This window comes from Neorhizobium galegae (assembly GCF_021391675.1).
Taxonomy (GTDB): Bacteria; Pseudomonadota; Alphaproteobacteria; order Rhizobiales; family Rhizobiaceae; genus Neorhizobium; species Neorhizobium galegae_B.
Genome location: NZ_CP090095.1, coordinates 2,911,315 through 2,925,704, shown reverse-complemented (window position 1 = coordinate 2,925,704; position 14,390 = coordinate 2,911,315). Strand labels below are relative to the sequence as shown.

The following is a 14,390-nucleotide window of genomic DNA, read 5'->3' as shown; positions in this document are numbered from 1 at the left end:
AGTGTTGTCCGAAGCCATCCCGATCGAATCCATCCGCGAGGAGCATATCGAGAGCTTTCACAAGGCTCTCGACACGGTCTCGCGCGAGCGAAAATACCTGAGCTTCCTTGAGGCGCCGCCGCTTGAAGACGTGCGGCCCTTCGTGCTCGACAACATCGAGAATGGACATCCGCAGGTGGTTGCCGTTGTTGGCGGCGAGGTGGTCGGCTGGTGCGACATCCGTCGGCATCCGCGCCCGATCCATGCCCATTGCGGCACGCTCGGCATGGGTATCATCCCCGGTTACCGCGACAAGGGTCTCGGCACGCGGCTGATCCGCGCTGCGGTCGGGCAGGCCCGCGAACGCGGCTTCCATCGCGTTGAGCTGCATGTGCACGCGGACAATGTGAGAGCGATCGCGCTCTACGAAAAGGTCGGTTTCGTGCGGGAAGGCGTGGCGCGGGATGCGGTGAGGATCGACGGTCGGTATATCGACAGTATCAGCATGGCGGTGATCTTCGGATAGGATCAATCCCGCTCCTCGAACGAAGCGCCGCCGGTTTCCTGCGGCAGGTCGTCGGTGATTTCGACCCAGGGCGCTTTCGATGTGGCGCTGAAGTGCATTGCGGCCGTCATGCCGGGATCGTCGTCGAGCGTGCCGAGCCGGAAGCCGAGTTCGCTGGGGTCGGAGGCATCGGCCTTGTAGATCGGCGAGCCGCAGCAGCTTGCGAAGAAGCGCCGGACGCCGGGGCTGGATTGCCAGCTTGAAAGCAATGCCTCTCCCGAAACGAAATGGAGTGCCGACGGTGCGAGGCCGGCCGTCGTGCCGAAACTCGATCCGGATTGCTTGCGGCACCGCCAGCAATGGCAATAGGTGATCGGGCCGATGAGTTGGCCGTGGATTTCGTAGCGGACCTGTCCGCAGGCGCAGGAACCCTTCAGCATATTTCGTTCCTCTGGCATATCCGAGATCGTGTTTCTGCGTTGATTGCCGGCTCGGGGTCAGCCGTTCGATGCGGCCAGCAGCGAAGCCTCGGGTGCCACCGGCAGCTTCTCGCAGGTCTCGGCAAACAGTTTCTCGCTCAAAAAATCGACGAGCACCCGCACCTTCGGTGACAGATGCCGGCTGGAGGGCCAGAGGAGGTGGAACTGGCCGGGGGCGTTGAGGTGTTCGTCCAGAATGGTCCGCAGCCGGCCATCGGCGACGGGTTGCCTTGCCAGGAAATCCGGCATGCAGCCGATGCCGAGGCCGGCAATGACCGTGTGGCGGAGCGCCTCCATGTTGTTGCAGGTGAGCGCCGTGCGCAGGCGCGGCTCGGGGCCTTCGGGTGGCAGGGTGATCGGCCAGTCCTGGATCTTGCGGCTGTTCGGATAGCGGAAACGGATCGCCAGATGACCGTCAAGTTCGCGCGGGCATTCTGGAGTGCCGTGGCGTTCGAGGTAGGAAGGTGCGGCGCAGAGAAGCATCTGGAACGGTCGCAAAGTCCGCGACATCAGCCGTGAATCCGGCAGGTTGCCGCTGCGGATCGCCACGTCCACCTCCTCGTCGATCAGGTCGACGATCCGGTCGTTGAAATCGAGATCGAGTTCGATCTCCGGATAACGCTCGACGAATTCCGGCAGGACCGGCAGCAGAAGATGATAGGTGACGATCGGTACGCTGACCCGGAGCTTTCCGCGCGGCACGGCGACAGCGCTCGCCAGCGAGGCTTCGGCGTCGTTCAGGTCGTCGAGCACGCGGCGGCAGCGTTCGTGGAAAAGCCGGCCCTCTTCGGTGAGACGCAGGCTGCGGGTCGAGCGCTGGAAAAGCCGGACGCCGAGTTCCTTTTCGAGACTGGTGACCGCCTTGCCGACGGCCGAAGCCGACAGGCCGAGCACACGGCCGGCGGCGACGAAACTGCCGAGATCGGCGGTGCGAACGAAGGCCGTCAGTCCACCCAGGCGATCCATCTGTCGTCTCCCATTCGAGCGTTTCCTTCCGCCATGTAAGGAACAGACGCGGTATTTTCCAAGCATTATATCGAATCTATCTTGTGTTGGTCCATTCGACGCCCCGGCCGGGCGGGCTCAGGCGGTGGTTTCTCCCAAGGCCACCAGCCTTTCTCTTTGCTCCAACACAGCGGAATCTCCGAGATGAGAGACAACACACATGCTGTAACGGCAGCCGGACGGCTGTTCGTCCTGATCGCAGTCTGCTGCGCGGCGGCTGCTATGCCGCTGACCTTTACCGGCACTGCCGTCGGCCTGCCCGCCATCAGCCGGGCGCTCGGCGGCGACCCGATCGCCCTCAACTGGGCCACCAATGCCTTCATGCTCACCTTCGGCAGCACCTTGATGGCGGCCGGCGCACTCGCCGACAGTTTTGGGCGCAAGCGGATTTTCCTCTCCGGCCTCGCCGTCTTCGCGATCTTTTCGGTCGGTCTCGCCTTTGCGGGTAATATCGTCTGGTTCGACGTGCTGCGAGCGCTGCAGGGCATCGGGGCGGCAGCCGCCTTTTCCGGCGGCATGGCCTCGCTTGCCCAGGAATTCGACGGCGCGGCGCGGCTGAGGGCATTCAGCATCGTCGGTGCCAGTTTTGGCATCGGGCTCGCCTTCGGGCCGATCGCGTCCGGATGGATGATCGCGATGTTCGGTTGGCCGGCTATCTTCGTGCTGGTGGTGGCGCTTGCGGTGGTCGCGCTGATCCTCGGCGCGATCTTTATGCGGGAATCGCGCGATCCGGACGCCTCCGGCCTCGATTGGAAGGGGGCGCTCAGCTTCACCGCGGCGCTGACCGCTCTGACCTTCGGCATGCTGCAGGCGCCGGAAAGTGGCTGGGGCGATCCGCTTGTCGTCGTCATGCTGCTGGCCGCCGTCCTGCTCTTCCTCGCTTTCGGCCTGATCGAACGGACGGTAGCGCGGCCGATGCTCGACCTGACGCTGTTCCGTTATCCGCGTTTCGTCGGCGTACAGTTGCTGGCGGCGGCGCCGGCCTATGCGTTCGTGGTGCTGCTCATCCTCCTGCCGGTGCGGTTTATCGGCATCGAAGGCATGGACGAGATCGCCGGCGGGCGGATGATGATCGCGCTGTCCGGACCGCTGCTCGTCCTGCCGATCGCGGCCGGACTGCTGACGCGCTGGTTCGCGCCGGCGACGATTTGTGGCGCGGGCCTGGCGATTTCGGCGGCCGGCCTGTTCTGGCTCGGCCAGTTCCCGGTCGGCTCCGAGCCGGTGGCGCTGATCGCGCCGCTGCTGACGATCGGCGTCGGCATCAGCCTGCCCTGGGGGCTGATGGACGGTCTTGCCGTCAGCGTCGTGCCGAAGGAACGGGCCGGCATGGCGACGGGCATCTTCAGCACGACGCGCGTGGCCGGCGAGGGAGTGGCGCTTGCCGTGGTGACGGCGGTGCTTTCGGCGCTGACCAGTTCGAACCTTGGCCCAACTGCCGGCGACCAGGCGGGCGCCATCGCCCAGCGGCTGGTGACGGGCGATATGCGGGAAGCGGCAGAACTGCTTCCGTCTATGGGGCAGGCAGCCTTGCTGCAAGGCTATAGCGACGGGTTCTCATCGCTTCTGTGGCTGCTGACCGCGATCACGGCGTTGACGGCTCTCGTCGTGTTCTTCTTCCTCGGGCGGGGAGGCGAGACGGTGGAGGATATCGAGGAGGAGGCGGAGCTGGCGGCCGTGGCCGCGATGCCGTCCGACGAAGCCGGATTGTGCCAGCCAGCCCTCTGACAACCGGCCCTTTGACAAACGGGCTCATCTGCGCCATATGCAGGCCATCCGAAACCGCCGCAGCGAGACCATCTCGCTGCGGCGGTTTCGCCGTTTTGGGCCTTCGGTCCTGCAAATCATTCGCACGCGCAAAAAGGAAGACATCGTGGCGAGGGAAGTCAAAATCGTCGAGCGGCTGGCCTTCTGGGGCATGCCGCTGTCGCTCGGCGTCATGTCCTTGAAGATGCTGGCCTGGTGGGTGACTGGTTCGGTCGCGCTGCTCTCGGACGGGCTGGAATCCTTCGTCAACGTCGCTGCCGCCTTCATCGCCTATTTCGTGATCCGCTACGCGCAGCGGCCTGCCGACCACGACCATCAGTTCGGCCATCACAAGGCGGAATATATTTCGGCGGTGGTCGAAGGCGGGCTGATCATCGTTGCGGCATTCCTGATCATCAACGAGGCCTGGGACGGGCTGTTCGCGCCAAAGTTGCCGGATGCGCCGGTGCTGGGCCTGGCGATCAACGCGCTTGCCGCCGTCATCAACGGCGTCTGGGCGACGACGCTGATCCGGGTCGGTACGGCGCATTATTCGCCGGCCATGGTGGCCGACGGGCAGCACATCATGTCCGACGTGGTGACCTCGGCCGGCGTGCTCGTCGGCCTCATCCTTGCGCTTGCGACCGGTTACGCGGTCCTCGACCCGGTACTCGCCATCCTGGTTGCGATCAACATCCTCTGGCAGGGCTACAAGGTGATCGCCCATTCGGTCGGCGGGCTGATGGACAAGGCTCTGGAGCCGGACGAGGAAGCGGCGGTGCGCGAGGCGATTGCTACCCATTCCGTCGGCGCGCTCGGCGTCCACGACCTGAAATCGCGCCGGGCGGGGGCAGCAGTCTTCATCGATTTCCATCTGGTCGTGCCGGCAGGTATGAGCGTCGAAGAGGCACATGCGATCTGCGACCGCTTGGAAGATGCGATCAAAGAGATTATTGCGGGCGCCACATTGGCGATCCATGTGGAGCCCGAAAGCGAAAATCCGCATGGACAGAAGGTCGAATTCGAAGGAACAGGCAAATGACGATGACGGATGTCAGCGGGCTCTCGCAGCTCGGATCCCAGGTGGAGGCTCCGCAGAGCCCCGAAACCGCAGTGCTGGAAAAGGTGCCGAACGGCAACCAGGGCACCGATTACGTGGTGCGCTTCACGGCGCCGGAATTCACCTCGCTCTGCCCGATGACCGGCCAGCCGGATTTCGCGCATATCGTCATCGACTATATTCCGGACGGGTTCCTGGTGGAATCGAAGTCGCTGAAACTGTTCCTGCATTCGTTCAGGAACCACGGTGCGTTCCACGAGGACTGCTCGATCTATATCGCCAAGCGGATCGTCGATCTGCTCCAGCCGAAGTGGCTGCGGATCGGCGCCTACTGGTACCCGCGCGGCGGCATCCCGATCGACGTGTTCTGGCAGACCGGCGAGGCGCCGGCCGGCGTCTGGCTGCCGGAGCAGGGGGTGGCGACGTATCGGGGACGTGGGTGAGGCGCGACGGCTTGCCGGCAAAACGCTCCAGTGGAGCGTTTTGAGCGCCGGGATGGTGCGGCAGACTCTTTCATCCCGTCACTTCAAAACCGAGCGAGTGTGGCGTGCGATCGATATTGATGTTGCAATCCGCCCGCCCCCCTCTGCCCTGCCGGGCATCTCCCCCACGTGTGGGGAGATCACAAGTGGGGCGACCGCCGTTCCCCGACAGACCTCGAACAGCCAGACCACGCAGAATGAGACGTGGAACTGGATGCGGTGAGCAAGCGCCCAGCCAATCTCCCCACCTGTGGGGGAGATGCCCGGCAGGGCAGAGGGGGGCGGGCGCACTCTAACATAGAAGATCAGCCTTCCGCCCCCGCCTACACGTTCATCGAATCGTCGCTGCCGATATCGCTGTTGTCGAAATCCGCCTGGTCGTCGGAAAAATTGTCGTCGGTGTAGTCGGCCTGCTGCCAGCCGTCGTTCGAGCCCGCCTTGTCGGCTGCGTCGTTGCTGTTGGCGGGGGCATTGCCATCCGAGGCCTGGCGGATCGCGTCATCCCCGAAATAATTGTTGTTGACGACGGTTTCCTCGGCCGGGGCGTTGCCGCTTCCGAATGGGTTCGCACCGGCGAGGGGCGAGCCCAAGCCGAGGGAGTTCATGTGGCTGCCGAAAATGCCCGACAGCGAGTTGGCGAGCAGCATGCCGCCGGCGACGCCGGCTGCGGTGCCGAGCGCGCCGCGCAAAAAGCTGCCGCCGGCCGAGGGGGCCGACATCTGGCCGCTCCAGGGGGCGGCGGACGGCGGGGGTGCGCGATAACCGTCGTCATAGTCACTGCCGGTGCGGTAGTTCTGGCGCGGGGCGCTGCCCCATGGGCCTGGCTGGGGGCCGGTTTGAATTCCCGGACGGGGAGCCGGCGGTGATTGCTGGGGCTGGCCGCTGCCGAAGACCGAGCTCAGGAACCCGCCGCTCTGTTCGGCGCGGTGATGTTCGCTTGTCTCCGCTTCGAGCTGGTGGATACGGTCTTCCAGTTCCCGGATCCGGTTGGCGGCGGCTTCCAGGCCCTTTTCCTGCACGATCACGGCCTGGGCCAGATAGTAGGTGGCGTAGGGTTGTTCACGGGTCGCCTGGTCTATCAAGGTCTCGGCATCCCGGTCGCGCGGCGTGGCGGCGGCAGTGCGGATGCGGTCGAAAAGGGCAGTCAGAAGCTGGCGTTCTTCCGGTGACATGTTTGCCTCCTTGCAGGCGTTTGCAGTCACCAAGAAGGTAGGCAGGGATTCCGGCATTTCAAAGCCGGAATCCCTTACATTTCGGTAATCTTCGGGCTCAGCCGAAGGCCAGCGACAGGCCGAGAAGCGCGGTTCCTGCGCCGAGGATACGGGCGATGTAGGGGCTGAAGCGGGCGATGCCGAGGCCGAGCGCGATGCCGGCTGCATGCAGGAATGCGGTGGCGATCATGAAGCCGATGCCGAACTGCACTGCACCTGCCGAGCCGAGCTCGCCGCCATGGGCGTGGCCGTGGAACAGCGCGAAGACGCCGACGACGGCCGCTGCCGCAGAAACCGGCAGTTTTACTGCGGTTGCGACGAGCAGACCGAGGCCGATCACCGAGGCGAGGATCGCCGGTTCGACGAAGGGGAGGCTGGCGCCACCGAGGGCGAGGAGGAAGCCGGCGGCCATGGTGCCGACGAAAGCCAGGGGGACGATCCACAGTGCATTGCGGTTGCTGCCGCTCGCGATCTGCGCGGCCCACAGGCCGACCGCGACCATGACCAGGATATGGTCGGCGCCGAACAGCGGATGCGAGAAGCCAGCCAGCAGCGAACCATGTTCCTCAGGGTTAAGATGGGCGAAGGCAGGTGCTGCGGCGGCGGCAAGAATGGCGGCGGTGAGCGAAAGGCGTTTGAGCATTTGGGTCCCCTGGAAATTATGTGCACGCGGAATGACTTGCGAAGATAGGCAAGCGCTTTGTGGCTGTCCATCGGCAATTGCCGCGGCAGAAGGCTCGGTACTACGTCATTCACCTTAGTCCGTGGAAGGTGCCGTCTTAGACTCTGAGCTCCATTGTTTTACGGCGGCGAACACATTATGTCCGGTATATGAATCTGATGCAGGAGACTCTCAGCGTGCTCGACGACGAAGACGACAAGGACGACAAGATCAAGGAACTGCCGCTCGGCAAGGAAACGGAAGCGAATCTTTTCAAGTCGCGTTCGATCTTCATCTACGGAACGATCACCCAGGAATTGGCGCAGAAGGTCTGCACCCAGCTCGTGGCGCTTTCGGCCGCCAGCGACGACGACATCCGCATCTATGTGAGCTCGCCCGGCGGCCACGTGGAATCGGGCGACTCGATTCACGACATGATCAAGTTCATCAAGCCGAAGGTCTGGATGATCGGCACGGGCTGGGTCGCATCGGCCGGCGCGCTGATCTACGTGTCCGTTCCGAAGGAGTGCCGCATCTGCTTGCCGAACACCCGCTTCCTGCTTCATCAACCGTCCGGCGGCACCCGCGGCATGGCATCCGACATCGAGATCCAGGCCCGCGAAATCATCAAGATGAACGAGCGGCTGAACAGGATCATGGCCGAAGCAACCGGCCAGTCGGTCGAGAAGATCGCCGCCGACACCGACCGCGACTATTGGCTGTCCGCCGAAGAAGCCAAGGTCTACGGCCTGGTTTCGAGGATCGTGACGTCGCAGAGCGAAATCTGATCCTTCACCGCATTTGTGAATTGAAAAGCCCCGCCGGTTGCCACCGGCGGGGCTTTTTGTTGTTTGCGGCTCGCGTATCGAGGACGGCGCCTGCGGTTCAGGCGACCTGCGGACGCCAGGCGATGACGCCTTCCGTGCGGGCGCGGACGTCGGGAGCGGCAAGGCAGGTGGCGACGGCCTCATAACCCGGTGCACCCGGGACGGGTGCGACGCGGCTCGGGGGGCTGTGGTTGGCGGGGCAAAGGATGATCGCCTCGTCCGGTCCGACGGCGCCGAGATCGAGGATCGCCGAGGAGCGGGTCATGATGAAGAGCGGGCAGGCGCCGGGACCGCGGTTGCGCAGATAGGCTGAGACCGCCTCCTGCGATGGCTGGTCCAGACCCTGCTCGATCATGTCGATGACCGGGATGCGGGCCGCGTCGGCTTCGATGGCGACGAGGAGGGCGGTGAGGGCAGGCGTTGCCGCTGCTCCTTCGTCGAGGAGCCAGGCGAGCGTCTGTTCGACGCATGCTTTCAGGGCCGGATCGGCTTCCATCCGTGCCCGGGCGTCGGCGGCATCGTTTTCTGCCCGATCGAGGTCAACGAAGATTGCGCCCGGCAGATGTTCGGCGATCGCCTTGGCGAACCGCGTCTTGCCGCTGCCGAGCGGGCCGATGATGTAGTTGATCGGTCTCATATCCCTGAGCTCGAAGCGTTCGCCGCCCCAGGGCCAGGGAAGGTCGAAAGCGGCGGCGATCTCGGCCGCCGGCCGCGCCAGCCGGGCGAGCTCCTGCATCCGGGGCGGTTCGCCGCCGGCAAGGCCTGTGCGCAGGTTACGGACTTTTTCGACCGTCTCGGCGATCCGGCGGGCCTCCGTTTCAAGCCGCGCCTGATGGGCGGCAAGCGCAGGAGCAAGGTCCTGCGCCTCGCCCTTCAGCACCCGCGCCACCTGTGCGAGGCTGAGGCCAAGGGCTCGCAACGCGGCGATCTCGCCGGCGCGGGTCATTTCGACCGGGCCGTAGGTCCGCCATCCGGCCGCGGTGCGGACAGGAGCGATCAGGCCGCGCTGCTCATAGAGGCGCAGCGCCTTCGGGGATATGCCGAGCCGTTCGGCGGCGTCGGACGGGTTCAGGTAGTGTGCGGAAGAACTCAAGGAATCACCTCGTCGGTTGTTGACCGCTCCTCCTATCGGGGCAGCCCCAGGGGCCGGGTCAACATCTGTTTTGCGAGGCGCGATTTTTTCCGAAGGCGGTTCGCTCAGCGGACCAGCGCCGCCGATGGCGCGAACCACGTATGGTTGCCTGCCCGCCAGTCCGTCGCGAAAGTGATGAACTCGTTGGCCGGCATCGGTTTTGCGAAGACGTATCCCTGCAGGGTCTGACAGCCGAGGCTGCGCAGGATGTCCACATGCGCTGCCGTCTCCACCCCTTCGGCGACGATCTCGATGCCCTGGGAGCGGCCGATCTCGATGATCGAGGCGACCAGCCGGCGCTGCGAGCCGGCGGCTTCGAGCGGCGCAATCAGCTTGCGGTCGATTTTCAGCCGCTTGGGCCCGAGTTCGAGAAGGCTGACGATCGAGGCATGGCCGGTGCCGAAATCGTCGATTTCGATATCGATCCCGAGCGCCTTGAGGTCGAGAATGGCGGATCTCAGATCCTTGTCCTGATCCTCGAAGGAGATCGATTCGAGAAGTTCGAACGAAAGGGTTCCGGGCGCGATCGGCAGTTCGGCCAGTCTTTTGAACAGCCTCTCGTCCTTCAGGCGCTGCGCCGAGATGTTGACGGAAAGATGCGGGATATCGAGCCCGAGCGCGCTCCATCTTGCCGATTGGAAGAGCGCCTTTTCGAGAATGATCGCATCGATATCGGCCGACCGGTGCAGGCTCTCGGCAATCGCCAGGAAACTGTCCGGTGCCAGCAGGCCGCGTTTGGGATGCTGCCAGCGCGCCAGCGCCTCGACGCCGACTATGGCGAGCGAATGCGCATCGAACTGGGGCTGGAAAAAGGGGATGATCTGGTCGCCTTCGAGCGCGCTCAGGAACTCGTCGGACATGCGCTTGCGCAGCACGACCGCCGAGCGCAGTTCCTTCGAGAAAACCTCGACGCGGTTGCGGCCGCGCTTCTTGGCTTCATAGAGCGCGATATCGGCATTGATCAGCAACTGGCTCAGTTCCTCGCCGGCTGCGGTCTGGCAGGCGATGCCGGCGCTGCAGCCGATGCGACATTCATGCCCGTCGATATCGATGGGGCGGGCAAGGGTGTTGACGATCGACTGCGCGAGGTATTCGGCCCGGCGCTGCGGCTCGGCCCCGCCGGTCACGACGACGAATTCATCACCGCCGATGCGCGAGGCGAACTCGTCGTGGTCTATCAGTTCGAGCAGGCGGGACGTGGCCGCCTTCAGGACCGCGTCGCCCGCCGCGTGGCCAAGCGTGTCGTTGACCTCCTTGAAGCGGTCGAGATCGATGTGGATGAATGCCAGCCGGTGGCCCGCAGCCTGGTTCTCTCCGGCGGTCATGAACTGGTCGAGGAAGCGCCGGTTCGGCAGGCCCGTCAGGGCGTCGTGCAGCGACTGGTGTTCGAGCGTGCGCCTTGCCGAACGCAGTTCGTCGTTCTGCAACTCGGCCTTCGTCTGGGCCTGCCGCAGTTCGGAATGCAGCGTAACGTCCCTGGTGACGTCCCAGTTGGCGCCGACCACCCGCTTGACGCCTCCCGCGGTCCGGTAGGTGGCTCCGTGCGCACGGATGTGGCGGATCTCGCCGCTGCGGGAGACGACGCGGAACTCGGTACGGTAGCTCGTTTCATCCTTGAGCGCCTTGCGGAAGCAGGCCTCGGCGGCTTCCAGGTCGTCGGGATGCAGCGCATCGCGCCAGTCCACGTATTCGCGGACATCCCTGTCCGGCGCGTCGTAGAGCTCGCGCATGCGCTGGTCCCAGATCAGCGTGTCGGTCGAAGGTTCATATTCCCAGACGCCGACGCCGGAGGCCTGAAGCGCAAGTTCGAGGCGCTGGGACAGCGTTTCCAGCTGTTCCTCGCGCTGCTGCAGAGTAAGAATGTTGCCGTGGCGCTGTTTCATCAACAGCCCGGCCCAGAGGAGTGGGGCGGCGATGCAGAAGGCGATCAGAAGGGCGGTGATCCGGAAACCAAACATGTCCGGCGGCGAGCCCTGCCACCCGTCTTTCGGGACTGCGGCGAGGTACCAGGTGTCGTAGCCAAGCTCGATCCTCGATTTGACTGGGTCTTGCGAAAATATGGTGCCGGTTCCGAGGAATATGTCGCGCTCGGCGGGGATGGGCCGCTGCGAGATTGCGATGTCCAGTGTCTGGCGCTGGGTATTGACGTTGCTGTCCGCGTAGAGTCTGTCGAGGTCGATGACCGCCGAGACGACCCCCCAGAACCGGCCGTTGGCAAGCGAGAAGACCGGATAGCGGGCAATCAGCCCCTGGCCGCCCTGTACCAGATTGACCGGGCCGGTGATGACGAGCGTCCGCCGCTCGACGGCTCTCATCACGGCATCACGCTGGAGCTCGTTGGTGCGGTAGTCGAGGCCGAGGGCTTTCTTGTTCGCCTCTTCGGGGTAGACAAGGCCGACTACCAGATCCTTGGCGGCGACGACGTTGCGCAGCTGGGACGGAACCCCGAAAACCCGCTCAGAGAGCGCCGTGAATTGCGGCTGGTTCATGTTCGGATTGGCGGCAATCGCGGCGATGAGCCCATAGATCAGGTTGACGTTGCCGCGGATATTGGTTTCCAGGCTGGCCGCAACCCGGGCCAGTTGCTCGGCTGCCTTGACCTGCTGCGCCACGTGGTATTGTTCGCGTTTCTCGATGTCGGCGCGGACCACCCCGACCAAGAGGCCGGCAACAGCAAGTATGGCCGGAAAGAAATAGCCGAGGCCGAAGAACTGAAGACCAGACGATTTCGATTTCGAGATGAAGGGCAGCGAGGTCATGGAGATTTCCGATGGTGTCCCCCACTGTCGCCGACAAAATTTAAGATTGTCTAATTTATCCCCACATCAGTTAGATTAGGCGCGGATACCGCCGGTCCAAAGACCGGCAGGGTGGGAAAAACGATTGCCGCATCGACCATCGCCACTGGCGCCCCTCAAGGAGGACGCCTTTCGCGTCATCCGGGCGCAGGCCTCGCCTCCAGCTTCGACGATCTCGTCCAACCGCCTGGCCGCATCGACGCATTGGAATTGCCTATACCGGCGTGCGCTTCGGCGCGCCCGGCCGGCGCCCGTAGACGGCGACGGAATCGTATTTCTTCTCGTCGGAGGCAAAGGCCGTCGAAAGAAGAAGCTGGATCGACCGCAGCACCGTGTGCCGCCTGCCTGAAGGACGGGTGGTATATTCGCGGGTCCGGTCGTAGATCGAGGCCTCCCATTGCCGCCAGCTCGCATGGTGGTGGCGGGTATAACCCATGTATTGGAAGCTGGAGAAGGTGAAGCCGCCGAGGCTGATCACCTTGCGAAGACAGGCGGGCGTAAAAAAGTAGAGATGACGCGGCGCGTCGAACATGGCCGAGCAGACGCCGAGGCTTTTGAAATGGGTGGCCGCGCAGTTGGGCACTTCGCAGAACAGTATCCCACCCGGGCGCGTCAGGAAGAAGGCCTTCTGGAGCGCCAGGATCGGGTCTCGGCAATGTTCCAGCACATGGCGCATGATCACGAGATCGCAGCTCTGTCCCTTGAGATCGGCCGGAAGCTCCTCGCAGGTGCCCGCAAGCACCGTGATCCCCGCCTTGGCCGCCTCGGCTCTTGCCGCTGCATCCGGCTCGACGCCGAGGACGTTGAAGCCGAGCGCCTTGAAACGGCCGAGGAGCTCACCGCCGCCGCAGCCGAGGTCGCATATCGAGGCGCCTGGCGGCAGATCCTTGGCGATGCGCTCGGGATCGAGCGACTGGCCCTTGTCGAGGCGCCAGGCGGCGTGGAGCAGCGCCCTGTCGAGGAGGGTCTGATTGACCTCCACGAGATGGCCCTGCCCGTGGGTGTAATACCGGGCGGTATCATAAAAAGACGGAATTTCTTCCGGGTTGGGCATGGGGCTGACGGCGCCGAGCCCGCATTCCGTGCAAACCACGAAGTCTTTATGGGGGTTTTCGGCGCCCTTGATCGGGTCGAGCGGCATATGCGTCCACGGGGCAGTCTGCCCACCGCAGGAAAAGCAGGTCATCTCGTGCTCCGCCAAAGATGGCCGCAATTTGCCGACGATACCGATCTTCAACAACATGCCCAAAGTGATGATCTACCGATGGAGTATGTTGTTATAATTGGGGAATGGCGCTTGCTAATCCGCGTGTGTGCCGATGCACAGCACTCTGTTTTTTACCGGAAGGGATTTCGGCCGTGCCTATGCGGGGCTGATCCGGTTCCGGCCGGCACGCTTGGAACGGTAGAGGCCGTCGTCGGCCCGTTTCAGAATGTCCTCGGAAGAGGCATCCGCCGCCAGAAATTCGCTCAAGCCGCCGCTGATCGTGGCGTGATGGCCAAGCGCCTCCCGGACCTCGGTGGCGACGCGCTGGCGCAGCCGGTTGGCGATGACGATGCCGTGCTCCTGCCGGGTGGCGGGCATGACCACGACGAACTCGTCGCCGCCGAGGCGGGCGAGAAAGTCGGTCTTGCGCAATTCCAGGCGACAGACGCCGGCGATCGCTTTCAGAACCGCATCGCCGACCGCATGGCCGAAGTCGTCGTTGACGGTCTTGAAGTGATCGATGTCGAACATGAATACGGATGTCGGGATATGCTCGTCGCGAAAAAGCTCGAACTTCAGGGCGAGCACGTCCATCAGCTTGCGGCGATTGAAGAAGCCGGTCAGCGCATCGGTCTCGCTTTGGTGGCGCAACTGGTTCTCGACGGCGTTCTTTTCCGTGATGTTGCTGGCGACCCAGACGACCGCATCCTCGCCGTCGACCTGGAAATCGAGCGCCTGGACACGGCCTTCAAACCAGATCGCGTGGTCGGGGCCATCCGTCTCCAGTCCCTTCACGTCGCTGCCGGAGAGGCTGTATTCGACGATATGCAGGGAACGCGAGGCGAGCGCCTTTTCGATTTCCCGTATGAAGCGGTTCGCCTTCTCCAAGACGAGGACGTCATGGACGCTCTTGCCGACGAGATTGCTGCCATCATGATAATAGCGGGTGTCCTTGCCGCCGAAGAGCGCGGCATAACGGCCGCTGCGGGTCAGGACGAAGCATGGATCCGGGAGCGCCGACAGAATGAAATAAAGCTGATCGCGGGAAAAGGCGGTTTCCTGTCCGATCTCGATCTCTGGCGCAAGGTGAGCTGCCGTCATTGCGTTTCCCGGGGCGTTGATGCAATCCGGACTGCATGGCCGGACCGACCGGAAGCAACGGGCGCACTGTCCAGAGACTACCGCCAAACTCCTTCCAAATTATCAACAGATGCGAATATTCGCAGGCACGAACAAAGGCGGGGCCGGCAGCAGGCAAAGGCAAATGGCCGGCCGCAGCCATGGCTTTCCCACTCGGCCGT

Annotated in this window: 13 protein-coding genes; 5 read left to right on the top strand and 8 right to left on the bottom strand. The window is 63.9% G+C overall.

Annotation, left to right across the window (positions count from 1 at the left end; translation table 11 throughout):
* Position 1: 1 nt before the first annotated feature.
* Positions 2-505, top strand: a complete 504-nt coding sequence (locus tag LZK81_RS14520) for a GNAT family N-acetyltransferase (protein WP_418936442.1) — start codon at positions 2-4, stop codon at positions 503-505.
* A gap of 2 nt (positions 506-507) precedes the next feature.
* Here the strand turns inward: LZK81_RS14520 and LZK81_RS14515 are convergent, their stop codons facing one another.
* Entirely contained in the window at positions 508-924 is a 417-nt protein-coding gene (locus LZK81_RS14515) for a GFA family protein (RefSeq protein WP_046603810.1), read from the bottom strand.
* Between the two features lie 57 nt (positions 925-981).
* Positions 982-1,929: a LysR substrate-binding domain-containing protein gene (locus tag LZK81_RS14510; protein WP_233953720.1), complete on the bottom strand. Its 948-nt coding sequence runs from the start codon at positions 1,927-1,929 to the stop codon at positions 982-984.
* 183 nt (positions 1,930-2,112) lie between these two features.
* Between LZK81_RS14510 and LZK81_RS14505 the strand changes: the two genes are divergently transcribed.
* The 3 genes from LZK81_RS14505 (at position 2,113) to queF (ending at position 5,214) form a co-directional block, all read left to right on the top strand.
* Positions 2,113-3,693, top strand: coding sequence for an MFS transporter (locus LZK81_RS14505; RefSeq protein WP_233953719.1), 1,581 nt, complete (start codon positions 2,113-2,115; stop codon positions 3,691-3,693).
* A gap of 190 nt (positions 3,694-3,883) precedes the next feature.
* Complete coding sequence (locus LZK81_RS14500) at positions 3,884-4,753, top strand: cation diffusion facilitator family transporter (RefSeq protein WP_233956565.1); 870 nt, start codon at positions 3,884-3,886, stop codon at positions 4,751-4,753.
* The gene (queF, locus tag LZK81_RS14495) at positions 4,750-5,214 is read left to right on the top strand and encodes a preQ(1) synthase (RefSeq protein ID WP_046603813.1); all 465 of its coding nucleotides are present in this window, start codon (positions 4,750-4,752) and stop codon (positions 5,212-5,214) included. Before LZK81_RS14500 ends, queF begins: the two co-directional genes overlap by 4 nt.
* Positions 5,215-5,576: 362 nt before the next feature.
* On the opposite strand, the gene LZK81_RS14490 is transcribed toward queF, so the two are convergent.
* Together LZK81_RS14490 and LZK81_RS14485 are read right to left on the bottom strand one after the other, a co-directional pair.
* Positions 5,577-6,425, bottom strand: a complete 849-nt coding sequence (locus LZK81_RS14490) for a DUF2076 domain-containing protein (RefSeq protein ID WP_233953718.1) — start codon at positions 6,423-6,425, stop codon at positions 5,577-5,579.
* A gap of 97 nt (positions 6,426-6,522) precedes the next feature.
* Positions 6,523-7,107, bottom strand: a complete 585-nt coding sequence (locus LZK81_RS14485; protein ID WP_233953717.1) for a HupE/UreJ family protein — start codon at positions 7,105-7,107, stop codon at positions 6,523-6,525.
* Positions 7,108-7,322: 215 nt separating this feature from the next.
* Between LZK81_RS14485 and LZK81_RS14480 the strand changes: the two genes are divergently transcribed.
* A complete protein-coding gene (locus LZK81_RS14480; protein ID WP_233953716.1) occupies positions 7,323-7,913 on the top strand; it encodes an ATP-dependent Clp protease proteolytic subunit in 591 nt (196 codons plus the stop codon).
* Positions 7,914-8,010: 97 nt separating this feature from the next.
* Here the strand turns inward: LZK81_RS14480 and LZK81_RS14475 are convergent, their stop codons facing one another.
* The 4 genes from LZK81_RS14475 to LZK81_RS14460 all read right to left on the bottom strand — a co-directional run bounded on the left by LZK81_RS14475 (position 8,011) and on the right by LZK81_RS14460 (position 14,190).
* Complete coding sequence (locus tag LZK81_RS14475) at positions 8,011-9,045, bottom strand: MerR family transcriptional regulator (protein ID WP_046609227.1); 1,035 nt, start codon at positions 9,043-9,045, stop codon at positions 8,011-8,013.
* 104 nt (positions 9,046-9,149) lie between these two features.
* On the bottom strand, positions 9,150-11,843 hold the full coding sequence (locus tag LZK81_RS14470; protein ID WP_233953715.1) for an EAL domain-containing protein: 2,694 nt from the start codon (positions 11,841-11,843) through the stop codon (positions 9,150-9,152).
* 253 nt (positions 11,844-12,096) lie between these two features.
* Positions 12,097-13,068, bottom strand: a complete 972-nt coding sequence (locus tag LZK81_RS14465) for a class I SAM-dependent methyltransferase (protein WP_233953714.1) — start codon at positions 13,066-13,068, stop codon at positions 12,097-12,099.
* 177 nt (positions 13,069-13,245) lie between these two features.
* Positions 13,246-14,190, bottom strand: a complete 945-nt coding sequence (locus LZK81_RS14460) for a GGDEF domain-containing protein (RefSeq protein ID WP_233953713.1) — start codon at positions 14,188-14,190, stop codon at positions 13,246-13,248.
* Positions 14,191-14,390 lie beyond the last annotated feature (200 nt).